The sequence below is a fragment of the Sporosarcina quadrami genome (assembly GCF_014836615.1).
Taxonomy (GTDB): Bacteria; Bacillota; Bacilli; order Bacillales_A; family Planococcaceae; genus Sporosarcina; species Sporosarcina quadrami.
Genome location: NZ_JACSQN010000005.1, coordinates 1 through 23,898 on the forward strand (window position 1 = coordinate 1; position 23,898 = coordinate 23,898).

The following is a 23,898-nucleotide window of genomic DNA, read 5'->3' on the forward strand; positions in this document are numbered from 1 at the left end:
TATCGAAACGTAACTCCACCGCAACGAAACGTAGACCGCGTAACGAAACGTAAGCCGCTCGTATCGAAACGTAACTCCGCCGCAACGAAACGTAAACCGCTCGTATCGAAACGCAACTCCCGCGCAACACAACAAAAAACGCGCAACAAGAAGCTGCACGCTACATAATCACTTTATCACTCAACAAATTAAAAGTTCCGCACAAAAAAGTCAAAGCCTGCAGCGGTGACTAAGCCGAAAATGAGCGTCCATAACGCAATACTAATCGTCATCCACACAGTCGCATTCGTCTTCGTCGCGCCGAACAGAAGTCCGATGAAAGCTGCAATATGTGTACCGATTAACACGGGACCACATAATGCTAGACCTGGCATCCCGTATTTGTTCCATATGCGCTTTCCTCTTTCTGTTCGCTTTGATGTCGTTTTACCGCTATTTTCCCTTCTTTTATCCATCCATTGTTGCACAAACTGAAATGCATAAATAACAATTAGCACAGTTGTCATATTCCCTATAAAAGCCACTATCATGACCCAAGTTGGTGATAGGCCTCGAATAATGCCAACTGGAATGACTAAAGCGAGTTCTAAAGCAGGTATTGCCGCCCCCAGAAAAACTAAAAAATATTCCACCATTCCGAATCCTCCGTAGTATCGTACTAATTTCATATACTACAGGAATTTATCCTTCTATTCTACTCAAATAAGCAATAATACTATTATTTATAATAAAGATGCCAATACAGATTTTTGCGCATGCAATCGGTTGCCAGCTTGTTGGAATACGTATGAATTCGGTCCGTCAATTACAGAAGTCGCTACTTCCTCTTCACGATGCGCTGGTAAGCAATGTAAAAACATATAATCACTTTTTGCGTGTGCAACAAGAGCATCATTGATTTGGAATCCTTTGAACGCTTCCAGTCGTGACGCTGCCTCCTCTTCTTGCCCCATACTCGTCCAGACATCCGTATAGACTACATCTGCCTGTTCAACTGCTTCTGACGCTTCATACGTCTGAATAACCGATCCGCCGTTCAGTGAAGCAATCTTCTGCGCTTTAGCGAATAAATTCGGATTAAATTCAAATCCTACAGGTGTCGCAACTGCTACATGCATTCCCATATTTGCAGCTCCGATTACAAGTGAATGAGCTACATTGTTCCCGTCGCCTATATATGCTATTTTCTTTCCAGCTAGCGACCCTTTCACTTCCATAATTGTAAGTAAATCTGCAAGTGCTTGACACGGATGAAAAATATCCGTCAATCCATTAATGATCGGAATTGTTGAATGAGTCGCAAGCTCCTTCACCATTTCATGTGAATTTGCACGGATCATGACGCCATCCAAATATTCGGATAGAACATTTCCTGTATCATACACTGACTCGCCACGTCCGATTTGCAAGTCCTTCGCATTCATGAACATTGCATGCCCACCGAGCTGAATCATTCCGACTTCAAATGAAATCCGCGTACGCGTAGAATGTTTTTCGAAAATCATCCCCAATGTTTTACCTGCAAGCACTGGTGTTAACTTCCCCTCCATCGTTTCCTTCTTCATGACTAATGCTTTTTTTAGTAAATACGTAATTTCATCGCTCGTATAATCGAGCAGTGTTAAGAGATCACGGCCTTTTAACTGACTTTCCATTTCATGATTCGTTGATATTGACGCAAGAACTTTAACCAAAACGATCATCCCCATTCTAAATAGTCTTTGTATAAATCATTATATTCATGCATAATTATAAAGTCAATTGAATTTTTATAAATTAATAGATATACATTTTTCTATACATAGAAAGCACTTGAAGGACAACACTCTAAACAATTTATACATTTTATATGCGTTTTTATGAATAAAAAAAGACCGCACCTTAAAAGGCACGATCTTCGTAGTAGTTGTTTATTCAAAAGTAATCTTGTTTACTGTATTGCGGTCTAATTTCTTAATGACTTCAACAATCAGTTTTACTGCATTTTCATAATCGTCTCTGTGTAACATAGCTGCATGGCTATGAATATAACGTGTCGCTACACAAATTGCCAAAGAAGGAACGCCGTTTCCACTTACATGCATCGATCCTGCGTCTGTTCCGCCGCCAGGAATGGCTTCAAACTGGTATGGAATTCCGTGTTCTTCGGCTGTATCGACAACTAGATCACGTAATCCTTTATGAGAAACCATGGAAGCGTCGTACAGAAGGATTTGTGGTCCGTCCCCCATTTTGCTTGCTGCTTCTTTGTCGGTCACTCCAGGTGTGTCCCCTGCAATACCGACGTCAACTGCGAATCCGATGTCCGGTTTCACTTTTGCTGAAGCTGTTTTAGCTCCGCGTAAGCCGATTTCTTCTTGTACAGCTCCGACGCCGAACACAATATTCGGGTGATTTTCCCCTTTTAGCGCTTTCATAACGTCGATTGCAATTGCACAACCGATGCGATTATCCCAAGCTTTCGCAAGTAGGAATTTGTCATTGTTCATAACAGTGAATTCGAAATGCGGCACGATCATATCTCCAGGCAACAATCCCCATCCAAGCGCTTCCTCTTTCGAAGTCGCACCAACATCGATGAACATATCTTTAATGTCTACAGGTTTCTTCCGCGCTTCTGCAGTTAAAATATGTGGAGGTTTGGATCCGATAACCCCTGTCACCGTTTCACCTTTACGCGTTACGATATCAACACGCTGCGCCAGCATAACTTGTGACCACCATCCACCAACTGGTTGGAAAGAGATGAATCCTTTGTCGTCAATTTTCGTTACCATGAAGCCGACTTCATCTAAATGTCCAGTTACCATGACGCGAGGACCTTCAGCATCACCCGTTTTACTTGCGATTAATGAACCAAGGCCGTCCATCTCGATTTCATCGGAAAACGGTTCAATATATTTCTTCATGACTTCGCGTGGTTCCCGTTCGTTGCCAGGAATCCCCTTCGCATCCGTCAAGTCTTTCAGCATTTGTAGTGTATCATCTAATTTCACCAATTATTTCGACCCCCTAAATAAAGAATACAAACTCAGTATAATGGATTTCATATATCATTGAAAGTGTTTTCACAATTATAAAAGGTGTTTGCGCAATTCATGTGCACTTTTTGGTGATAATAGGCCGGGCGCTACATCGAATACGGTCTTCGCACCCGTATCTCCAGCCTTATTCATACGGTATGCTGCACGGGCATAAGCAACAAGTACACTGGATGTAAATTCCGGATTACTTTCCAGCGCCAACGAAAACTCCATCACCTGATTGCTAGCCTCTCCTGTCTTACCACTTCGGATAACAAATCCGCCATGTGGCATTGCACTGTGCTCTTCTTTCAATTGCTTTTCATCGATAAAATGGACAGTCGTATCATAGTCTGCAAAATAGTCAGGCATCGTCACAATCGTCTGTTCTATCTCTGCTTTGTCAGCACCTTCTTCTAGCACGACGAAGCACTCTCTTGTGTGTTTGTCACGTGTCGATAATTGTGGCTGAGATCCACTTCTAACTTTTTCTACAGCTGAATCTACCGGAATCGTATATTGGACAGCACCTTTGACGCCTTCGATTCTACGAATAGCATCCGAGTGACCTTGACTTAAGCCTTTACCCCAAAACGTATACGTTTCACCTTCTGGAAGTATGGCTTCCCCAAATAATCTGTTGATAGAGAACAAACCTGGATCCCATCCGACCGAAATGATTGCTGTCTTCCCACTAGTTTTTGCAGAAGCATCCACCGCTTCAAAATAGTCAGGGATTTTGGCGTGCGTGTCAAAACTGTCAATCGTGTTAAATTTTTTCGCCAGTTCCGGCCCTTGTTCTGGTAAATCATTTTTGGATCCGCCGCATAGAATCATTACATCGATGCTTTCGGCAAAAGTCTCAATATCATTGAATGAATAGACCGGTGTCCCACTTGCAACTCGAAGTTCTTCAGGGCTTCTTCGTGTGAACACTGCTGACAATTCCATATCATCACAACGTCCAACAGCAAACTCCACACCTCTTCCTAAGTTACCGTACCCTGCAATACCGATCCTAATTTTCTTTTCCACAAACGCCACCATCCCTTTTTTGTAAAAGTATTCTTTTAGTTTATCGCCCAGACAGATATTTTGCTATTAATTTTCATTGTTCACAAACTGTCCTTTTGCCTATTCACATTTAAATGTTACAGTAGAATAAGGTTTATAACTAATTGAAATGAGGATTACATATGCGCGCCTTTGTTTATTTGATCGTCTTTTTTTCGTTTTTCGATTTATTTTCCCAGCTGCCAATTATGAGCCCTTTCGCTCTATCATTAGGCGCTTCTTCTTTCATAACCGGTCTTGTAGTCGGCATATATTCGTTCGCCAATACAATCGGTAACGTCCTTTCAGGATTCATGACGGATCGTAGAGGACCGTATCTCATGCTCATTATCGGACTGTTTACTTCAGCACTTTCACTTCTTCTTTATTCACTCGCAATGGGGCCTGCTTCGTTACTAGGAATTCGATTTATTCATGGATTCATGGAAGGACTAATTGTTCCTGCAGCATTCACGTTCCTTGCAAATCGCGCAGAGAAATCAAAGAGAGGTAGCAGTGTTGCAGTTTCCGGTGCTTTTGTCGGGCTTGCAGCAATTATTGGACCTGCTTATAGCGGAATCGTCGCTTCTAAAACTAGTGCAACGTTCATTATGACAGTGAACGGAGTCATTTTTTTCATCATCGCAATTTGCGCTTTTTTCTTATTACGCTCATTCACGTATGTGAAAAAGAAGAAACTGGAAGGAGCAAAAAATTTCCGTGTACGCACTCTTTTCACACACCCCGGAATGGTCAGGGCGTTTGCCGGTGCTTTCTTCCTTATGTTCTCTCAAGGAGTTTTAGCATTAGTACTCCCCTTAAAAGTCGAAGCACTAGGATTTGATACGAAGATTACTGGTATGTTATTAAGTTCATTCGGAATCGTGGCGATTTTAATATTCTTGCTTCCAATCAACAAAATCTTCGATAAGGTCGCACCGATGATCACATTAGCTTTCGGCATATCGATGATGGGGCTTTGCATGATTTTCCTTAGTCAAGTAACCGAGTTGCCGTATCTATTTCTAGCGATGGCGCTTTATGGAATCGGATTTGCATTTTTGTTCCCATCCATTAACTCCTTACTGATCGATTCATCAAAACCTGAATTCCGCGGTAAAGCATATGGTTATTTCTATGCATTCTTCTCAATAGGAGTAGTCGCAGGATCAAGTGTCATCGGTTATTTGGATCTTTCTTTCAAAGGTGCATTCATGTTGACAGGTATCATCTTGCTCATCGTAGCGTTATTCACTATGGCCGGTATGAAGAAAAGTCTTGAACTGACCGAAACCGTCTAATTCAACTCCATATAATAAGATGAAGAAATGAAAAGACAGGCCGATTATCGCACTGATAATCAGCCTGTCTTTTTTTCAATTATATTGGTTGCGCACTATAAGACTTTATCTCCTCCATGAATGCCTCGCCATATCGTTCAAGTTTCGCGGCTCCTACACCATTCACTTCGAGGAACTCTTCTTCAGTAACCGGCTTTCTGGCCGCCATGTCACGCAATGACTTGTCCGAAAACACAACAAACGGAGGGACGCCCGCTTCTTTTGCAAGCTGCATACGCAATGCACGCAGTTGGTCGAACAGCGGATCATCTTTCGCGATTTGTTTTGTTTCAACTGTTTGCTTTCTGTACACTTGAATTTTTCCAGTCAATACGTCTTTTCCTAGCTCCGTTACATAAATGATAGGGAATTGGCCATTTTCAACACCTAGGAAGTTTTCGGAAATGATGAATTCAATGAAATCCGAAATTTCTTTTGTATTTCGACCTTTCATAATTCCATATGTCGACAATTTATCAAATTGAAATTCAATCACTTTTTTGTTCCGTGAGCCTGTTAACACCTGGGCAATCATCGTCTTGCCGAAACGTTGCCCCATTCGTATGACACACGATAGAACTTTCTGGACATCTACAGTCACTTCCAACCGTTCTCTCGTATCTGTACAATTTGCACACCTTCCACAAACCTGTACATCGATCTCTCCGAAATAGGTAATGATAAATTTCTGGAGGCATGATTCCGTATGACAATAGTCGATCATCGATTGCAGTTTTTCAAGTTCTGCAGGTATACGCGACGTATCCTGTGACTGATCGATTAGGAAACGCTGGGTAATGACATCCTGTGACGAAAACAGTAGTGTGCAAGCGCTATCTAAACCATCTCGACCAGCACGTCCCGCTTCCTGATAGTAACTTTCCATGTTTTTCGGCATTTGATAATGAATAACATAGCGTATATTGCTTTTGTCTATCCCCATACCGAAGGCATTCGTCGCGACCATAACCGACGCCTCGTCCATGAGGAACCTATCCTGTTCAGCTTGTCGTACAGTGTCTGACAATCCAGCATGGTATTTTGCAACTTCAACACCTAATCGTTCGAGCATCGCATGCACCTGATCGACCGCTTTGCGGGTCGCCGCATATATAATACCCGCTTCGCCTTCGTTTTTCTTCACATAATCTTTCACAAATTTCTCACGGTCCTGACCTTTAACAACTGAGAATGTTAAATTACTCCGTTCAAAGCCTGTCATGACCGTTGATTCATCATCAATCTGAAGTTGCTGGCATATATCTTCCCTTACAGCAGGGGTCGCTGTAGCGGTTAGAGCAAGAACGACCGGTTTCTTTTCAAATGAAGCAATCACTTTGCTCATCATTCTATAGCTCGGTCTAAAATCGTGTCCCCATTGGGAAATGCAATGTGCTTCATCGATAGCAACCATCGGTATATCCATTCGGCTGATCTGCTGGATGAACGAAGCTGATTCGAACCGTTCAGGCGCCACATATAATAAGGCATACTTACCTGCTAATGCGTTTTCCACTACACCAAAGTATTCATCTGAAGATAATGAACTGTTAATATACGCTGCAGGTATGCCAATCTGATGCAATGCATCCACTTGGTCTTTCATCAAGGAAATTAGTGGTGATACGACGAGGACAGTCCCTTCCATAACAAGCGCAGGAACTTGATAACAAATAGATTTCCCACCACCTGTCGGCATGACGCATAATGTGTCTTGTCCATCAAGAACATTGCGGATTGCCTTCTCCTGTCCTGTCCTGAACGAGGAAAATCCGAAGTGTTCAGATAAAACAGATACGATCTTTTCGATTATGCTCACCTCATTTGTTATTTGTATCGATTAAAAAAGCACCTGGCGGGGTGCTCCTTTAACATTTATTCCAATAGCAATCGCTCTTCGTCACGGCTATGTATTTCATTGACAACTAGAAGTGCATAGAATTTCTGTAAAACTGTCGGACTGATCTTTTCGGTTTCGCGCAGATCCTCAATATCTTGGACGATAATCCTGATCAAATCATGATCTCTTGTCAACTGAGTGATTGCTGTTTCAAGTTCAGGATTCTCTTTCTTAATCTCAAGATAAAGTCCTTCCTCTTCTGCATCCGCGTGACTGATGACACGTGATTTCCAGTAGTCGACCAATTCATCCGCTGCACGATCAGCAGATTTCATATCGCCTTCCTGCAAGAACTCTATCATTAACTCAGTTTTACCGATTGCGCCTGATAGACCACCTTCATGAATTGCACGGTGTGCCTGAAGTTGTTTCAATGCTGGACCTGACATGTATACCCACCCTCTCGTTGTTCTTCTTACTTATAGAATAGCAGAGATTTGTCTTTGTTACCAAATGAATGCTACGAAAAAAGCTTCCGTTCTAATTTACGGAAGCTTTCAATGCTACGGGGTATAGTTAAACTTTTGAAATTCGGATATTGCTGACCATCGCTAGACCTAAAACTATCATAGCAATAACGAAGAACGGGGGGCCAACGTATGGGCTTAGGAAATACATCAATGTTAGCACTACACCAGCAGCAGTAATCGGAACACCGTAAAATGCTCCATCAAATTCCTTCACATTATAACGTGCAAGGCGCACTGCACCTGCAAGGATGAAGAAGATTGTCGCTGCTATTCCGACCCAAAGCATATCAGCTAAGTCAGTCGTATAGATGAGCAGTGCTGGTGCGACACCGAATGATATCAAATCGCTTAATGAGTCAAGCTCTTTACCGAATTGTGATTCGGCATGAAAATGTCTAGCAACCATTCCATCAAAACGGTCGAATAACGCGGCTAAAAATATGAAGACTAAGCTCATATGCGCAAGGCTTTGTGAAATAAGAATGATAGCAATAACACCGAAGCTGAGATTCGTTAACGTAATTGCATTAGCCAATTGTGCTTTGAGTTTAGTATAATCTAAGTATCTCGATAAAAACATGATGACTCCTCCATTTTAGGGTTCATTTAATAAAAAGCATTGGAGACTGTAAAAATGAAAAAAACTGTCTTAAAATACTTTACGGAATTGACCGGTCATCCAATCTCTTCCTCGATTTTAAAAAAGATTACGAGTTCCAGAGTAAGCCGACCGCTAATAAAACCATTCGTAAAAACATATTGTATAAATGAAGAGGAAGCGGAATTTCCACTTAGCCATTACGATAGCTTACAAGCTTATTTTACGCGCAACTTGAAAATCGGTTCACGTCCGATTGATTTGGATCCTGCGCAACTGACTTCCCCTGTCGATGGGTATCTTAAAGCATCAGGCACTATCCAAGATGATCAGACCTTTTTCATTAAAGATCATTTATATAGTATAAAACAAATTATGGGAGATGAAAAGAGAGCAAATCCCTATAAAGACGGATTCTTTTATATTTTTTATCTCTCACCGAGCCATTATCACCACTTTCACTACCCAATTGACGGGAAATTAACAAACCGTTATGCACTAGGAACAGTGTCCTATCCTGTAAATGATCTCGGATTGAATTTTGGGGATCGTCCTTTTGAAACGAATTTTCGACTAGTCTCCGAAATTCAATCAAGACGTGGTAAAATTGCAATGATTAAAGTCGGAGCACTCAATGTGAACAGCATCCATGTTAACGACTCTTCTACAACTTGCACTAAAGGTGAAGAGTTTGGACATTTTTCATTCGGATCGACTGTCATCCTATTCGTAGAGAAAAATGATTCTTTTAAGCCTACGATACCTTCCAAAAGCGAAGTCGTTGTTGGGCAATCTGTCGGAGAATGGTTACCTTCCCTTGCCAACGGAGAAAGTCAGACTACAAGCTAAGAATGAGGGGTTGGAATGTTACATTTTCAAGATCTTGTTTTACACTATGGCTATTTCGCTGTGTTCATCTTTTTAGCACTCGGTATTTTTGGACTTCCATTGCCGGATGAACTTGTTGTCGCGTTTATTGGTCATCTATCTTCTATTGGAACTTTAAACTATACATTATCCGTTTTCATTACTGTTCTCGGAGTGATGACAGGCACAGTGTTCACTTATTCTATAGGCCGCAAAGTAGGAAAGCCGCTTCTCATGAAATACGGGAAATGGGTAAGTCTTTCCCCTAAACGATTACAACGTGTGGATAACTGGTTTGATAAATATGGCTCCTGGGCTGTCACTTTCGGGTATTTCGTACCCGGTATGCGCCATCTCATTTGCTACCTGTCTGGAAGTTCAGGTATGAGCATCCGACGTTATTTATTATTTGCAGCAATTGGTGCATTCGTCTCATCAGTGACATTTCTATCAATCGGTTATCTTATTAAATTCCCATTTTAAAAGTGCCACACATGAGATTTGTCTGCATGTGTGGCACTTCTTTCATTCAATAACACTCAAATACCCCAAGACGATTAATCGCCGAAACCGGATCGACAGGTTTACTAATATAATAGCCTTGTATACGTTTAGCTCCCATCTGCTTCACTTGCTCTAGTTGACTATCCGTTTCAACGCCCTCAACGATCGTCTCCAACTGAAGATCATTCGCTATTTTAAGCACTCCTTTGAGAATACTTTTAGACATACCTCCGTCTGACTCCATCTCCCAAACAAACGCACGGTCAATCTTTATATATTGAAATGGCAGCATCCTTAAAATGGATAATGAAGAATAGCCTGTACCAAAGTCATCCAGAGCTGTTTTAATACCGAGCGAGTTAAGCGTACTCAACACATTTGCTGAATCATCAATATTTTGAGCAATGACCGATTCTGTCATTTCAAAAATAAGTTTCGATGTTGCCACTTTTGTTTCACGAAGAATTTTTCTGACATCATTGATGAACTCTGGATCTTCTAATTGTTTGACAGAGACATTTAACGTGACTGTGAAATTCTCGTAACCCTCCTTTTGCCATGCATTAATTTGCAAGGCAACTTTCCTTATTAACCAACGACCAATCGGAATAATTTGGTTGTTCTCCTCGACTAGTGGTATAAAGTCTGAAGGATACACTTCACCGAGAATAGGAGACTTCCAGCGCATCAAAGTTTCAAAGCTGACAATTGAGTCGGAAGCAATTTCATATATCGGCTGATAGACGAGATAGAATTCCTCTCTTTCGAGGGCATGCTCTAATTCTTTATGTATTAATCGATTTTGTTCAACTACTCTTGCTAACTCAGCATCCATATAAATAATTTGATTGCCGCCTTTTTTACGAGCTTCATCGTTGACATATGAAGCTTTCAAAAGCATTGTGTCCATATCTTTTCCAATATCAGACGGACAAATTCCTATACTAACCGTCAGCCAAATCGGAGCTTCTCCACCCATATGGACTGGGTACTCCATGGCGTTAATAATGCGTGACGCGAATCGTTCATGCTCGCGACGGCTATCGGCATAATGTATGATAAGGAATTCCTCTTCACCTACTCTGTATAACGGCGACTTCCCAACCACATGTCGAATTTTTTTACTGAATGCAAAAATAATTTGATCACTCAGCTGATAACCAATTCGCTCTTTCCACTCATTAAAACTATCGATTGATACAAAATACATAGCAAAAGGCGATGTTTCTTGCTCTTTAATCGTCTCATGAAAGTCGTCTTCCATTTGAACACCATTTGCAAGACCAGTTAACAAATCACGTTTCATCATATTCCGTTTCTGATTTTCAAGATGTCGAACATACAAGGCAATTGCGATTACAACAGCAAATGTTATAAAGATGATAAACCCATTCTGCCATCTTGCTTCGTTAAGCTGTGCCCTATCTGGATTGACACTCGAATCTACTAAGATGATGAAATCGTTCCAAGTATGGGCATAAGCAAGAAAGTGGGCATCGTTTTTATCAATTTCGAATGACCCTATCTTGTTTGCATCAGTGCTATCGACCATCTTCATATAATCCGGTACTAGATCTTTAATACTCTTTTCAGCTGAGGAAAAAACGACTTCTGCTTTATTCAAAAGAAAAACCGAACCCGGCAACCTTGACTCTTCTGTCATCGCACCAATTACATCGGCCATATTGACGACGCCGGATAATACCCCTACAATTTTATTATTTTCATAGACCGGTAACGAAATAGCCGTCACCTTTTGATTAGGATCCTGATGCAAATTGAACGTTTCACTAAACGCGACTTCCCCTCGTAATGCTTTTTTAAATGATTCTTCTTGTTTAACGTGAAATTCATAACCATCTGCAGTTAGCACGCTTCCATCTTTCTGGATGAAGCTAAGTCCTGCGAAAAAAGGCATTTTTTTATTTTGTTTATTTAAATATAATACTAGTTCCTTTTCGTCTTGTAGAACCTTCGGTAAGTAATCGGCAATCAATTCAAGTTCAACGATCCGTTCATAGGAATAGCGGTTCGATTCATTCGCAAAGCTTGAGACAAGTTCAGTCGTCTCTCGTTTGACGGATGTTTGGACATATTCTTTTGTAGATGAATAATTGGCTATTGAAACAAAAACGATCGTCGTAAATATAACGAGAAGCAAACTATGAATAATCAATTGGCGTTTTGTCACCACTACACATCCATTCCTTAAACATCACTCAATGGATGTTCAAATCTGCTGCTTCTTTCAACATGATTCCTTTTAATTCATTGTAATTATTCCGGCTGAGGGGCACCGGGTTATCTGAACCTTTCAACATGATTGTATGGGATCTAGAAAACGAATCGGGGTGAATCGCTTTAATCCTCTGTAAAGGCACCAAGAACGATTGATGGGATCGATAGAATCCAAAAGGAGCAAGCATCTCCTCTAAACGTTTCATTGTCTCACGCGTATCATATTTTTCACCATCATTGCAGCAAACATAGATTTTCCGTCCCTTTTTCTCAATATATAAGACATCGCTAATAAGAATCATTTGAATACCACCAGCAACATTCAATCCTATTTTTGCATCTTTTATAACTTTGACTTCTTTCTTAAGTTCCTTTACTTTTTCCATTGCTCTTTCAAGTCTCATCGGATTAATCGGTTTCGTCAAAAAATCCACAGGATGTGCTTCATAACCATCAAGAGCAAATCCTACATGTCCTGTGACAAAAATTATTAACATTTCCGGATAAGCATTCTCCACTTTTTTAGCCAGCGAGAGACCATCCATTCCATCCATCTCAATATCTAAAAATAGTAACTCTACAGAATGATGCTGCAAATATGCCAATGCCTCTTCAGCACTGTTTACTTCACCGACAATGTTGATGAATTCATATGATTTCAAATGGGACTTCAATGACTCGATACAATGTTTTTCATCATCCACTATTAATGTTTTCACTTTCATGTCGTCCCCTCCGATCATATTGACTATACAGGCAATTGTATTTGAAATGTAATTACGTCATCCGTTAGTTCCGGAAACACGATTCCACTGTATTTCTCTGCAATTTTCTTTACAGTCGGCAAACCGAGCCCTTCGTGTAAAGGTTTTGTCGAATACCCAATTGCAAATAAATCACGGACGCCATCACTCTGCAAATTTGCATAGTTTGTCACCCGAATAATGATATAACTGCGTTCTTTAGAAATTTCAACAATAATATTCCGTTGATTCTCATCTAAATACTCCACTTCATCAATGGCGTTTTGTAGTAAGTTGCCAAGCATCTTATTCATTTCGTATACGGAACAAGGCATGTCCTTCATATCGTCACGCAATATGAATTCGATTGTAATTTTCTTTTTCTGAGCAATTCCATTGAATGTTGAAAGCATTGCAGAGACTGCAGGGTGGTGCAAAGGCAATAGATCATTAATGCTTGCTGCTGACTTCGTCATTTCTTCAATATATGTTTTGCTTGCATCATACTCGGCTTTTTGAATCATTCCATAAAGTGCTGTTAAATGGAAATTAAAATCATGTCTCTGTGATCTAACAATTTGGAAAAAAGATAACAATTCTTTTTGATATTGTTTATCTAAGAAGTTTTGGATACTTTCATTTTTATGTAAAATAATTCTTCGCATAAAAAAGATGCTCGATAATGTGATAGCAATCATCCAAAATGTGATGAACAACCGATAGTGAATTCTTATTTGATCTAACTCGATTGCCGTATATATTACTCCTGCTGACAATAGCACCAACATTAAAATGACAAAGAAAATATGTCCATTAAATGAAAGCTCTGACTCGTCTTCTGAAATCTGCTCCTCAAATAAAGTGGGCGGGAATAGCGTAGGCGCTTTGGAGTAAATAAAAATGGAAATTAATATATTATTCATCGATACCAATAGGTCTGCAGATAAATTGGAACCGAAATCCACTTTGATTCCGCTCATTTCCATTAACAGACCTAATAGGTTATACTCCAAAAGACTTATGAATAGCAATTGGAAAAGCATTGATAATAGAATGGCAACTAGGATTTGAGTTAACGGGATCTTCATAATTAAATAAAGGATCGGAACTATTAGGACTGCAACAACAAAAAAAGGATATAGTCCGCTAATAAAGATCGTCAAAGTTGCATACATTAAACCCGCTAATAAACTGACTGGTGCAATAACTTTCGTACTATTTACCGGATGGATACCTACTAGTGAATAACCGAGCAACAGCCCAGTAAACAGTTGTATTGAGAATAAGATACCATCGTAAAGAAGAATCCCCACATTCCCACTCATTTCGTCACCTGATCCTATATAGCAATTTTAAAAAAGGTTTATTTTAATGGATAATTCTATACATTTAAAATCTTAATGTACATACTCAATTATACCTAAATAGTGTTCAATCATCAACCTCGGTCGCTTGCTATTATCCCTTGGACAGTAAAAATTTAAACGAAAAAAAAAACGTAGATCAGCAATTGCCGATCCACGTCATTAATTTCTATTGACTTATTTCAATTCTTCTAAAGCTGCAATAACATCAGCATAATTCGGGTGGCCTTCACCAAAGAACACGAAATGATCTTCACCAATTAATACAACTGGTACCATACCTCTTTCACCTTCATATTCTAATGGCCATTCTCCAGTTTCTTTAGCCTCTGCCAAGAACTCAGTACCCGGCTCAATTGTGAATATTTGCAAAGGTAAGAAATCTTCTTGGTTAATCATAATTCTTGTATTATCAGTAACGCCTAGCATAATATTGTCTTCTTCTTTCCCTACTACTTCTAACTCATATCCTTTGTCTTTCAATGTATCATAGACTTGCTTGTAGAACTCATCTGTGAACTCGGGTGCATCTTCAGAAGCCCCTTCTGTTGCATCAGTAGCGCCATCTTCTTTTTCACCAGTTGTTACATCAGCTTTATCTTTGTCTCCGTCATCCTTCTTGTCGTCTCCGCAAGCTGCAAGCGCAAGCCCCAAGACCATTACTAAGAATAGTGTTAGAAATTTTTTCATCGTGATTTCCTCCAATTTTTTTAATTTATTTATATTGAACGCAATCATCAAACTGCGAAACAACCATTATTCGGTTGAAAGACCTTCGTGTTTTTCCATTTGGATTTCAACCAATTGACGATATAATTTATTCGTTCGGAATAACTCGTCATGTGTTCCTGTACCGCTAACTTGACCATTGTCCATTACAATAATTTGATCTGCGTTTCTTATCAGACTCATATCATGGGCAATCATAACAGTCGTACGAGATTTCATCAACATCTCTAGTGATTCTTCTATATGATTTTCCGATCTAGCATCTAGACTTGAAGTAGCTTCGTCAAATAGTAAAATCGGTGCATTCATAATGAACGAACGAGCAATTGCAACTCTTTGACGTTGACCACCCGATAATTTAGAGCCGAATTCCCCTACTTCTGTTTCGAATCCTTCTGGGAATTCTTCAATGAATCCAACAGCATCAGCCATTATTGCAGCTTCACGAACTTCTTCCATACTTGCTTCCCGGTCAAGTCCATACGTAATATTGTCTCGTATTGTACCTGATAATAATGGACTTGCTTGAGCGACATTTGCAATGGATCTACGCCATTCATCCAAATGATATCTGTCGACTGGCGTATCTCCCAACATCATTTTCCCTACATTAGGCTCATAAAAACGCTCAAGCAATTTGAATAATGTTGATTTACCACAGCCACTTGGACCTACGATTGCAGTTATCTTCCCTGCAGGTATAGTCAAGTTCACATTTGATAAAACTGGTTTTTCATCATAACTGAACGACACATTTTCTAATGTTATATCATTTGCGAAACTATCATTTAAGGGTAGTTCCCTGTGTAATTGTTCACTATCGTTTTTAAGAATATCTGCTATTTTCTCAGATGCACCTTTAGCATTTTTGATTGTTGTCCAGAAGATTCCATATTTCAATACGTTCATATGGATGAACTGAACGTAAAGATAAAAGGAAAGAACCTGACTGACACGCATTTCACCTTTTGACATCAAATAGCTTCCGTAAATGAGAACCGTTCCGACAATGATTGCCCGGACACTTTTCAGTAAAGGTTCACCATATAGGTCAACAATCGCACGTCTTTTCTCTACTTGGTATTGCTTGAGCAGGATTTCTTTGCCTTTATCGATCTCTTCCTGCTCTTTATTGAATGATTTGATAAGTCTGATTCTCGGCAACCGTTCAGCAAAGAATGCTGTAATGCCAGAAAATTGGGCTTGAACAGCCAATTGTCTTTTTTGGGTGAAATGACCGACGATCGCCGAGACGATTAAAATATACGGAATAACCGGTAACAACGCAAATGTCAATTTAGGATTCATATTGTACATGATGACATACGATCCAACTAAAGAATAAGTTGCTATAATTACTGTACTGAACTCGGTAATTGCACTGTCGATGAAAATCGGGTCAACCGTCACACGGCTTATAAGCTGTTGAGAAGGTTGCTTGTTATAATCTTTCATCGGCGCCCGTATAATCTTACTCCAAACAGTCTGTTGGATGTTTCTCAAAGTGACCGCCGGAGTCAGAGATGAAAATAATGCAGACAATGCTATGAGCAATGTCGAAAGTGACATAAGTACTATATAGTTACGGATAGTTTCCTTATCAAAAATCTCCCCTGCATAAATTCCTGCTGTATATTTAGGCAAAATCAAACCTAATGTTGTAGATAAAAACAACATGATTATACCGATAATATATAACTTCCAAGGAAGTTTTGATTTAAAAATTATTCCGAAAAAGTCTTTCCAACCATGTTTTTTTGCTTCCTCCATTTTCTTGCCTCCCTGAGTATAGATTTTAAGCATCAACCGCTTTACGAATTTGTATGGAATTGTACAAACATTCGATACAACTCATTCGTCTTCAATAGCTCTTTGTGTGTGCCTATACCATCTACAGTTTCTCCGTTCAACACGATGACTTGATCGGCATGTCGAACGTTTGAAAGGTCATGGGAGATAACAATGGTCGTACGTCCATACATGAGTGTTTTCAACGCTTCCTGTATCAGTTTCTCAGATTGACTGTCCAGACTAGCTGTCGCTTCATCCAATAGAAGGATGTCCGAATTTCTTAATATCGCACGTGCAATCGCCAGACGCTGACGTTGTCCGCCCGATAAGCTTGTCCCAGCTTCACCAACCGGAGAGTCGAATCCACCTTTAAATTCTTGTATGAATTCCAATGCATTCGCTTTGGATGCAGCATCCTTCAATTCCGCATCGGTCACTTCACGGTTGAGACCGTATAGGATGTTTTCGCGGAATGTCCCTGAAATCATCGGACTGTCCTGAGCAACTACAGCAAACAGGTCCCTCCAATTCTGGAGATGATAATCGCTTATGTTCGTATTGCCCATAAGGATTTCTCCCGTCTTTGGTTGATAGAATTGTTGCAGCAACGCGAATATCGTAGACTTACCGCCACCACTTGGCCCGACAATCGCTGTTTGTTTACCTTTAGGTATCGTGAAGTTGACATCCGAGAAAATCGTATTGTCGCCATAAGCGAATGAAACATTCTTAAATGTAATATCATTATTCATCTTATCGATAGACAAATCTCTCTCGTATTCTTCTAGTTCGCCTTCCATTAGCACAGCGATACGGTCTGTTGCACCTTGGCTTTTCTTGACTTCGATATACATAAAGAGGTAGGACGTCAGAAGTCCCCACAGCATGCCGATATACATGAAGAATCCGACCCATTCTTGTCTTGTGATTACTTCAATACGGACCAGGTAGACACCATACGCAATGATGAAGATATCCATAGCGAGCATAAGAATACCGTTAATCGGATTTTCTATCCACATGACAATGTATCTGCGCAAGTTCGCTTTATAATAGTAGGAGAGATTCTTCTGTCCTCGGATATCTTCTTTCGTCTCGTTTGCGAATGTTTTGATCAATGGTACGCTCATCAATAATTCTGAGAGGAACTGCGTCAATGTTGACAGTCTGTTAAAAGTTTCTTTGTTTGTCCTGTAACTCCATTTACCATAATAGAAGTTGAACAGCAGAAAGAACGGAATATAAACCATTACAGAGACTGCTAATCGCCACTCGTATGTAAACAGAACTGCGACAATACCAACGGTCCCGTATATCGTAGCCGCTAATGACGGAACGAGCGACCCAAGAACAGTACTAATTGTCGCCGCATCCGTCGTAATCCGGCTGATCATCGAAGTGGATTTCAATTTATCATAGAAAGCAATCGGCGATTTCATCAACCTCTCCCAAATAAGTGATCGGTAGCTGACGTCGATTTTAGCAATCAGGATCTGATTCAAGAAACGTACAAAGCCTGAGATGAAAACATCTGCAACTATGAGAATAACGACTCCATAAACGATTTTCTTGTCCAGCACACCTAACATCACTTTTGACGCGTAGTCCGGGAAGATAAGTGAAACGGTAGCAGATAAGAGATAGACAATGGTTACACCTACAATCCACAACCACGGCAGTTTTGCTTTGAACATTAATCTGAAATAGGATCTCCATATTCCCGATTCAGATTGTTTACGATTCTTCTTAATATCGGAAACCATTTTTTCCCCCCTGATCCTTTAACAAAAATCCATTGAATGAGCTTTTCATCGAAAAACCCATTACGTAAACTACAAGAAAACGTTTTCATTTCACGCATAATCTCATAAGCATGTCGCTAAAAACAAGCTGTATGCCAAATTAATCATTTGTATTTTTCTGATTAAATGCATTTAACGTATACTCAATTTACCGATATTTTGCTTACTCTTCAATACTTTTAGCTAATGATGTCCTTTCTTGTGTTCATTCTGTCATTAATCTCGTTGTACAATGTCGAACAGACACTTTTTTTCAATGTAATGGATTTCATATTGGCAACTGTCCATTCCTTACTATATTAATCGTAGTTCAACACTTCCAATCAATATCGATTACTTAACAATAATAATTATAAATAAGTATGGTATTCTAGAAACACCTATGCTATAGTTAATACAGAAATTAATTCTCAATATGAACTAGGAGGCATTATCAATGACAAACAATGATAATCATTCTCAACGAAAACTTACTACTGCTGCTGGTGCGCCGGTCGTCGATAACCACAACTCAATGACTGCTGGTCCTCGAGGCCCTGTTCTATTACAAGATGTATGGTTAATTGAAAAACTTGCACATTTCGACCGTGAAGTGATTCCCGAACGACGTATGCACGCCAAAGGCTCAGCCGCCTATGGAACATTCACAGTTACGAATGACATTACAAAATATACAAGAGCTAAGTTATTTTCAGAGGTTGGTAAACAAACAGAGATGTTTGCGCGATTTTCAACCGTTGCCGGTGAACGAGGAGCAGCTGATGCAGAACGTGATATACGTGGATTTGCTTTAAAGTTCTATACAGAAGAAGGCAATTGGGACATGGTCGGTAACAATACACCTGTATTCTTTTTCAGGGATGCCTTACACTTCCCTGACTTAAATCATGCTGTAAAGCGTGACCCACGAACGAATATGAGAAGCGCAACGAATAACTGGGATTTTTGGACATCTCTACCTGAGGCACTTCATCAAGTTACAATTGTTATGAGCGATCGAGGAATACCTAAAACCTATCGTCATATGCATGGTTTCGGCAGTCATACGTACAGTATGATCAATTCGGATAATGAACGCGTTTGGGTGAAATTCCATTTCCGCTCCCAGCAAGGTATCGAAAATCTAACAGATGCACAAGCAACTGAACTCGTCGGATCTGATCGCGAATCACACCAAAGAGATCTATTGAATAGCATTGATAATGGAGATTTCCCTAAGTGGAAAATGTTCATTCAAGTGATGACGGAAGAGCAGGCACTCCATATGCCTTATAATCCGTTCGATTTGACAAAAGTGTGGTACAAAGAAGAATTTCCACTTATTGAAGTTGGTGAATTCGAACTGAATCGTAATCCTGAAAACTACTTTGCTGAAGTTGAACAAGCAGCATTCACACCAGCAGCTATTGTTCCTGGTATCGGTTTCTCTCCAGATAAAATGTTACAAGCCCGCCTGTTTTCTTACGGCGATGCACAACGCTACCGATTAGGAGTCAATCATCACCAAATTCCTGTGAACGCACCAAAATGTCCTTTCCATAGCTACCACAGAGATGGTGCAATGCGCGTGGACGGAAACCATGGTGCAAGAACTTCTTATGAACCAAACAGTTACGGTGAATGGAAAGAACAACCTGATTTCAGAGAGCCGCCTTTGAAAGTCTATGGAGATGCCGCTCATTGGGACTTCAGAGAAGATGATTCGGATTATTTCACTCAACCAGGTAAATTGTTTAACTTAATGGATGATGAACAAAAAGAAGTGTTATTTAATAATACAGCCCGAAATATGGCTGATGCCCCAGATGTTATTAAGTATCGTCATATTGATCACTGTTTCCAAGCAGATCCTGCTTACGGTGAAGGAGTTGCAAAAGCATTGGGAATTGAAATAAATAACGTTGTGCAAACAGATTCTGTTAATAAATAAAATAAGAAAACGCCAATGAAACAGGAAAACCTGAATCGTTGGCGTTTTCATTTTTGTTTGGAATGAATTAAGTGAGACTATCTTCACACAAACATTTTTTGTTTATTAATAATCGATTGCTTTATTTCTAAACAACGATTATAAACGCGTCGAAGCCTGCCTTCTTCAAATCATTGACCTGCTCGTCCGCATTTGCTTTATCTTTAAAGGAGCCAGTAATGACTCGATAGTATGTGACACCACTTTGTGTAAAAATGTCAATAAAACTATCAAAGCCTTTCGCCTTCAGCTCTGCAACGCGTTGGTCAGCATTATTCCGAGTAGAAAAAGAGCCTGTTACAACACGGTACAAAGTAGAGCCTGATGGCGGAGGAGTACTGTTCTTTTTCAAACCGATCGCTTTCTCCAAGCCATTCACATGACCTCTAGCTACTTTGTCCAACCAATCAGATGACTTCATTTTTGCTGCATTGGATGCAAAATCAATGAAACCATTCTCAGTTAACATCGCTTGCATGTTCGTTTCGCGTAGCACATGGAAATCAGCTTTTTTCTTACCACGGTTCGGCATCTCAATTAATTTACTAATCTCAGCATGAATTGTGTTTCGTACTTGTGCAGTGGTAGATGAATCGGACAAATTACTATGAATGTAATCCTCGTATCCATTTCCTCCACCAGCATTAATATGAATACTCATATAAAATGCTGCTCCCCATGCATTTGCGTCTGTTGTCCGTTGCGTTAAGCTGACAGTCTGATCACCTGTACGACTCATTCTTACCGTGGCATTTGAATATTCATTCACAAGCATATTTCTAACACGTGTTGCAATCGCGAGTGTCACGTCTTTTTCCTTTAACCCGTTTCCTAACGCACCTGAATCAGTTCCACCATGACCTGGATCAATATAAATTTTAACCATTTCCATTTCCCCTTTTCTATTTTATATTTTTTATTTAACAAACAAATAACGTCCAATCTTCTCTTTTCCGCTGTATCACCACCTCTCATTTTCTTTTTTTCAACGGCATCACCCCTTTCAAGCGATAAAAAAAGCGATGTGCCTATTTCCTTGGCAATCGCTTTTTCACTTCTTGAATTTCTTTTAGAATGTCATCAAATTTATGCGCCATTGCTGTCAATAGCTGTTGATAGCGCCGCTCTCTTGCTTCGCTACTTTTAACTTGATACATAAACAGCCAGACAAATAATACGGCAAACGGACCTTGTGTCAAAAAGTAACCGAGCACTTCCCTAACTTCCATCACACTCCTCCTCTTTAAGTAACAGTGATACGATGAACATAAACACCCCCTAGTTGAACTCATTATACTTCATCCCTAAACGAAAGGAACGCATGTTCTTATTTGCTTATTCACATTGTACCGTATCCTTTTCACATTCGTCATTTCTATGACCTTTGCGACATTTGCGACTTATCTCCACTTGTTAACCGTTGAATAACCTTATCTTTAATCCTCCCGATGTGCCGATCTGAAATTTTCATATGACGACCAATCCACCGTAAACTTTTCCCTTCAAGTAGCCAGTGTAAGATCTCCATTTCACGATCATCCGTTATGAGGGGCAAACGTTCTTGCACAAAAGCTATTTTTTGCTCAAATTCATAAATTTTCTTCAACCGCCTCTCTCGCCGTGTAGCTTCTCTAAAAATCGGATCACTGCGACCTCCATTTTTTTTGGAAGCACCAACTTCCGTTCCATATATAGCGGTCAACCCACCAATACTCCCCATTCCTTCCTTTATCACTGATATACTGTTAACCATCCAATGATAATCCTTTACTAGCTGCTCCATTTCCTCCTCTGTCATTTCAATCCCTCCAATCCATTTAGTTTCATTAGCGAAACCTTTTTCATTTCAAAGTTTCATAAATGAAACAACTTATATACAAAGTATCATGTCTACTGTTTCACTTGCAAGCATAAGTTGTCATTAGTGAAACTTTTGTATATACTAATTGTAATGGACAGGGAGGTAACACCATGCATTCTTTAGGTACTGAAATTAAAAAAATCCGCGTTCAAAATAAGTTATCACAAGAGGAATTTGCTATGCGGATAAACAAACTACATAGTTTATCCATTACAAAAGGAATGGTTTCAAAATGGGAATCGGGTTCCATTGAACCGAAAACAAGAATGTTGAAAGCCATAGCTGAAACGTTCAATGTATCCATTGATGAAATTCTCGGATTGATAATACCTGTAAAACAAGACAAGATTGAAACGATTGCAGCTCATATCGATAATGATTTAACTGAGTTGGAATTAAAGGAAATCAAGAAATATATTCAATTTATAAAATCCCAAAGAAAGTGAGGTAGTCGCATGACTTATGAATCACTTATTGCCCAGTATCCGAATTTAGTCATTAAAGAGGTGAAAACCTTGCCGACAGGATTGGCCGGACTGTATTTAGATAATATAATTCTAATCGATCAATACCGTTCAAATTATGAAAAGCATTGTATTTTGGCTGAAGAAATTGGGCACTATGAAACGACTTACGGTGACATAAGTGATACATCAACGATACGTAATTGGAAATTGGAGTTACTAGCGAGGCGATGGGGATATGAAAAGATTGTTTCTCTTGAAAAACTTATTGACTGCCACGAATTGAACTACAGATCAATTGAAGAAGTATGCAGTCATCTCGAAGTAACAGAGCAATATCTTCAGTCTTCCATTGAACATTATAAGACGCGTTTCGGAGTTTCGCTCCATTATAAAGGTTATGATATTTTCTTCGACCCTCTTTATTTAATTAAACGATAGTTTAGTGTTTCCATGCAGCCGACTGTTTCAAAAAAAGATGAGTCCTTTCTGAGTTATAAGGGGATCCCGCAGCTTGTATTATGAAACATATCGTTCTGTAAACGGTTACTGGGATACACGACGTTTTTCAATTCCTCTTTCTTTTTTCTTTAGAATACGCAATACAGACGAGATGAGCATAATGGACTTTAATTTAATTAAAATGCAAAATCCCGCTCCCACAAATTCATGTGAGAGCGGGATTTTGCTATATTTTTTATTAATGCCAGTTGGCCAAAGTGAATCATTTTATTAATTGCGTTTTCCTACGATTGGGACAGATTGAATAAATTGCGTTAAAACTCCATATGCTATCTCACATGATGATCAATTATGATGGAGCGTGATTTTATGGAAACCGTCAATACAGTACAACCTGTTCGAAATACAATCGTACACACAAGCACTCTATTGTTAGTGCTATGCATAATAGATGCGGCATTCACTGATTTAGGACTTCGTAAAGGTCTGATCGAAGAAAGCAACCCGTTAATGAATATTGTATACCAGTCAAGCATCTTAGCTTTTTATGCAGTGAAGATACTCCTTCCAACTGCATTGCTAAGTATGATTCACTTCATAAATCCGACATCAATCATTAGAAACATGATTGTGTTTGCACTTGTTTTATATTTAATCATTCTGAGCATACACATCTATTGGGTCGTTATCGTCATAGCATTTGTTTAATTTTATTTACAG

The 23,898-nt window shown here is 39.6% G+C and carries 23 protein-coding genes; 7 read left to right on the plus strand and 16 right to left on the minus strand.

Annotated features, from left to right (window positions below):
• Positions 1-188: 188 nt before the first annotated feature.
• From H9649_RS06435 to H9649_RS06450, 4 genes are all read right to left on the minus strand, one after another.
• Positions 189-635, minus strand: a complete 447-nt coding sequence (locus tag H9649_RS06435; RefSeq protein WP_191693913.1) for a small multi-drug export protein — start codon at positions 633-635, stop codon at positions 189-191.
• 87 nt (positions 636-722) lie between these two features.
• Positions 723-1,703, minus strand: a complete 981-nt coding sequence (gene argF / locus H9649_RS06440; RefSeq protein ID WP_191693914.1) for an ornithine carbamoyltransferase — start codon at positions 1,701-1,703, stop codon at positions 723-725.
• Positions 1,704-1,910: 207 nt separating this feature from the next.
• Entirely contained in the window at positions 1,911-2,999 is a 1,089-nt protein-coding gene (locus tag H9649_RS06445) for a M42 family metallopeptidase (RefSeq protein WP_191693915.1), read from the minus strand.
• A 75-nt stretch (positions 3,000-3,074) separates the two neighbouring features.
• Complete coding sequence (locus tag H9649_RS06450; RefSeq protein ID WP_191693916.1) at positions 3,075-4,058, minus strand: diaminopimelate dehydrogenase; 984 nt, start codon at positions 4,056-4,058, stop codon at positions 3,075-3,077.
• 161 nt (positions 4,059-4,219) lie between these two features.
• On the opposite strand from H9649_RS06450, the gene H9649_RS06455 reads away from it, so the two are divergent.
• Positions 4,220-5,377: an MFS transporter gene (locus tag H9649_RS06455; protein WP_191693917.1), complete on the plus strand. Its 1,158-nt coding sequence runs from the start codon at positions 4,220-4,222 to the stop codon at positions 5,375-5,377.
• 79 nt (positions 5,378-5,456) lie between these two features.
• Here H9649_RS06455 and recQ read toward each other — a convergent pair whose 3' ends face one another.
• From recQ to pssA, 3 genes are all read right to left on the minus strand, one after another.
• Positions 5,457-7,229 carry a DNA helicase RecQ gene (gene recQ / locus H9649_RS06460; RefSeq protein WP_191694176.1) on the minus strand — a complete coding sequence of 591 codons (1,773 nt, stop codon included), beginning with the start codon at positions 7,227-7,229 and terminating at the stop codon, positions 5,457-5,459.
• Between the two features lie 62 nt (positions 7,230-7,291).
• Complete coding sequence (locus tag H9649_RS06465) at positions 7,292-7,705, minus strand: hemerythrin domain-containing protein (protein WP_191693918.1); 414 nt, start codon at positions 7,703-7,705, stop codon at positions 7,292-7,294.
• A 127-nt stretch (positions 7,706-7,832) separates the two neighbouring features.
• The gene (gene pssA / locus H9649_RS06470; protein WP_191693919.1) at positions 7,833-8,366 is read right to left on the minus strand and encodes a CDP-diacylglycerol--serine O-phosphatidyltransferase; all 534 of its coding nucleotides are present in this window, start codon (positions 8,364-8,366) and stop codon (positions 7,833-7,835) included.
• A gap of 54 nt (positions 8,367-8,420) precedes the next feature.
• On the opposite strand from pssA, the gene asd reads away from it, so the two are divergent.
• Both asd and H9649_RS06480 read left to right on the plus strand, forming a co-directional pair.
• Positions 8,421-9,233, plus strand: a complete 813-nt coding sequence (asd, locus tag H9649_RS06475; RefSeq protein WP_191693920.1) for an archaetidylserine decarboxylase — start codon at positions 8,421-8,423, stop codon at positions 9,231-9,233.
• A gap of 15 nt (positions 9,234-9,248) precedes the next feature.
• Positions 9,249-9,734, plus strand: coding sequence for a DedA family protein (locus H9649_RS06480; RefSeq protein ID WP_191693921.1), 486 nt, complete (start codon positions 9,249-9,251; stop codon positions 9,732-9,734).
• Between the two features lie 46 nt (positions 9,735-9,780).
• Here the strand turns inward: H9649_RS06480 and H9649_RS06485 are convergent, their stop codons facing one another.
• The 6 genes from H9649_RS06485 to H9649_RS06510 all read right to left on the minus strand — a co-directional run bounded on the left by H9649_RS06485 (position 9,781) and on the right by H9649_RS06510 (position 18,383).
• On the minus strand, positions 9,781-11,946 hold the full coding sequence (locus H9649_RS06485) for a bifunctional diguanylate cyclase/phosphodiesterase (protein ID WP_191693922.1): 2,166 nt from the start codon (positions 11,944-11,946) through the stop codon (positions 9,781-9,783).
• A gap of 28 nt (positions 11,947-11,974) precedes the next feature.
• Positions 11,975-12,718 (minus strand): LytR/AlgR family response regulator transcription factor, encoded by a 744-nt coding sequence (locus H9649_RS06490; RefSeq protein WP_191693923.1) that lies wholly within the window; start codon positions 12,716-12,718, stop codon positions 11,975-11,977.
• 23 nt (positions 12,719-12,741) lie between these two features.
• Entirely contained in the window at positions 12,742-14,061 is a 1,320-nt protein-coding gene (locus H9649_RS06495; RefSeq protein WP_191693924.1) for a sensor histidine kinase, read from the minus strand.
• A 216-nt stretch (positions 14,062-14,277) separates the two neighbouring features.
• On the minus strand, positions 14,278-14,790 hold the full coding sequence (locus H9649_RS06500) for a hypothetical protein (protein WP_191693925.1): 513 nt from the start codon (positions 14,788-14,790) through the stop codon (positions 14,278-14,280).
• 66 nt (positions 14,791-14,856) lie between these two features.
• Complete coding sequence (locus H9649_RS06505; RefSeq protein ID WP_191693926.1) at positions 14,857-16,599, minus strand: ABC transporter ATP-binding protein; 1,743 nt, start codon at positions 16,597-16,599, stop codon at positions 14,857-14,859.
• A 41-nt stretch (positions 16,600-16,640) separates the two neighbouring features.
• A complete protein-coding gene (locus H9649_RS06510) occupies positions 16,641-18,383 on the minus strand; it encodes an ABC transporter ATP-binding protein (protein WP_191693927.1) in 1,743 nt (580 codons plus the stop codon).
• A 475-nt stretch (positions 18,384-18,858) separates the two neighbouring features.
• On the opposite strand from H9649_RS06510, the gene H9649_RS06515 reads away from it, so the two are divergent.
• Entirely contained in the window at positions 18,859-20,352 is a 1,494-nt protein-coding gene (locus tag H9649_RS06515) for a catalase (protein WP_191693928.1), read from the plus strand.
• 127 nt (positions 20,353-20,479) lie between these two features.
• Here H9649_RS06515 and H9649_RS06520 read toward each other — a convergent pair whose 3' ends face one another.
• The 3 genes from H9649_RS06520 to H9649_RS06530 form a co-directional block, all read right to left on the minus strand.
• Positions 20,480-21,277, minus strand: coding sequence for an N-acetylmuramoyl-L-alanine amidase (locus H9649_RS06520; protein WP_191693929.1), 798 nt, complete (start codon positions 21,275-21,277; stop codon positions 20,480-20,482).
• A gap of 142 nt (positions 21,278-21,419) precedes the next feature.
• Positions 21,420-21,620, minus strand: coding sequence for a BhlA/UviB family holin-like peptide (locus tag H9649_RS06525; RefSeq protein ID WP_191693930.1), 201 nt, complete (start codon positions 21,618-21,620; stop codon positions 21,420-21,422).
• Positions 21,621-21,766: 146 nt separating this feature from the next.
• The gene (locus H9649_RS06530) at positions 21,767-22,189 is read right to left on the minus strand and encodes a helix-turn-helix transcriptional regulator (protein WP_191693931.1); all 423 of its coding nucleotides are present in this window, start codon (positions 22,187-22,189) and stop codon (positions 21,767-21,769) included.
• A 173-nt stretch (positions 22,190-22,362) separates the two neighbouring features.
• Between H9649_RS06530 and H9649_RS06535 the strand changes: the two genes are divergently transcribed.
• The 3 genes from H9649_RS06535 to H9649_RS06545 all read left to right on the plus strand — a co-directional run bounded on the left by H9649_RS06535 (position 22,363) and on the right by H9649_RS06545 (position 23,886).
• Positions 22,363-22,698, plus strand: coding sequence for a helix-turn-helix domain-containing protein (locus H9649_RS06535; protein ID WP_191693932.1), 336 nt, complete (start codon positions 22,363-22,365; stop codon positions 22,696-22,698).
• Positions 22,699-22,707: 9 nt separating this feature from the next.
• Entirely contained in the window at positions 22,708-23,157 is a 450-nt protein-coding gene (locus H9649_RS06540; RefSeq protein WP_191693933.1) for an ImmA/IrrE family metallo-endopeptidase, read from the plus strand.
• A gap of 372 nt (positions 23,158-23,529) precedes the next feature.
• Complete coding sequence (locus H9649_RS06545; protein WP_191693934.1) at positions 23,530-23,886, plus strand: DUF5658 family protein; 357 nt, start codon at positions 23,530-23,532, stop codon at positions 23,884-23,886.
• The last annotated feature ends 12 nt before the right edge of the window (positions 23,887-23,898 follow it).

Coding starts and splice junctions, on each gene's coding strand:
- pssA (WP_191693919.1), bottom strand. CDS start 8,366: ATGTTTTTATCGAGATACTTAGATTATACTAAACTCAAAGCACAATTG.
- H9649_RS06535 (WP_191693932.1), top strand. CDS start 22,363: ATGCATTCTTTAGGTACTGAAATTAAAAAAATCCGCGTTCAAAATAAG.
- H9649_RS06455 (WP_191693917.1), top strand. CDS start 4,220: ATGCGCGCCTTTGTTTATTTGATCGTCTTTTTTTCGTTTTTCGATTTA.
- H9649_RS06520 (WP_191693929.1), bottom strand. CDS start 21,277: ATGGTTAAAATTTATATTGATCCAGGTCATGGTGGAACTGATTCAGGT.
- H9649_RS06530 (WP_191693931.1), bottom strand. CDS start 22,189: ATGACAGAGGAGGAAATGGAGCAGCTAGTAAAGGATTATCATTGGATG.
- asd (WP_191693920.1), top strand. CDS start 8,421: ATGAAAAAAACTGTCTTAAAATACTTTACGGAATTGACCGGTCATCCA.
- H9649_RS06545 (WP_191693934.1), top strand. CDS start 23,530: ATGATGGAGCGTGATTTTATGGAAACCGTCAATACAGTACAACCTGTT.
- H9649_RS06490 (WP_191693923.1), bottom strand. CDS start 12,718: ATGAAAGTGAAAACATTAATAGTGGATGATGAAAAACATTGTATCGAG.
- H9649_RS06500 (WP_191693925.1), bottom strand. CDS start 14,790: ATGAAAAAATTTCTAACACTATTCTTAGTAATGGTCTTGGGGCTTGCG.
- H9649_RS06480 (WP_191693921.1), top strand. CDS start 9,249: ATGTTACATTTTCAAGATCTTGTTTTACACTATGGCTATTTCGCTGTG.
- H9649_RS06495 (WP_191693924.1), bottom strand. CDS start 14,061: ATGAGTGGGAATGTGGGGATTCTTCTTTACGATGGTATCTTATTCTCA.
- H9649_RS06525 (WP_191693930.1), bottom strand. CDS start 21,620: ATGGAAGTTAGGGAAGTGCTCGGTTACTTTTTGACACAAGGTCCGTTT.
- H9649_RS06515 (WP_191693928.1), top strand. CDS start 18,859: ATGACAAACAATGATAATCATTCTCAACGAAAACTTACTACTGCTGCT.
- H9649_RS06435 (WP_191693913.1), bottom strand. CDS start 635: ATGGTGGAATATTTTTTAGTTTTTCTGGGGGCGGCAATACCTGCTTTA.
- H9649_RS06465 (WP_191693918.1), bottom strand. CDS start 7,705: ATGTCAGGTCCAGCATTGAAACAACTTCAGGCACACCGTGCAATTCAT.
- H9649_RS06505 (WP_191693926.1), bottom strand. CDS start 16,599: ATGGAGGAAGCAAAAAAACATGGTTGGAAAGACTTTTTCGGAATAATT.
- H9649_RS06510 (WP_191693927.1), bottom strand. CDS start 18,383: ATGGTTTCCGATATTAAGAAGAATCGTAAACAATCTGAATCGGGAATA.
- H9649_RS06540 (WP_191693933.1), top strand. CDS start 22,708: ATGACTTATGAATCACTTATTGCCCAGTATCCGAATTTAGTCATTAAA.
- argF (WP_191693914.1), bottom strand. CDS start 1,703: ATGATCGTTTTGGTTAAAGTTCTTGCGTCAATATCAACGAATCATGAA.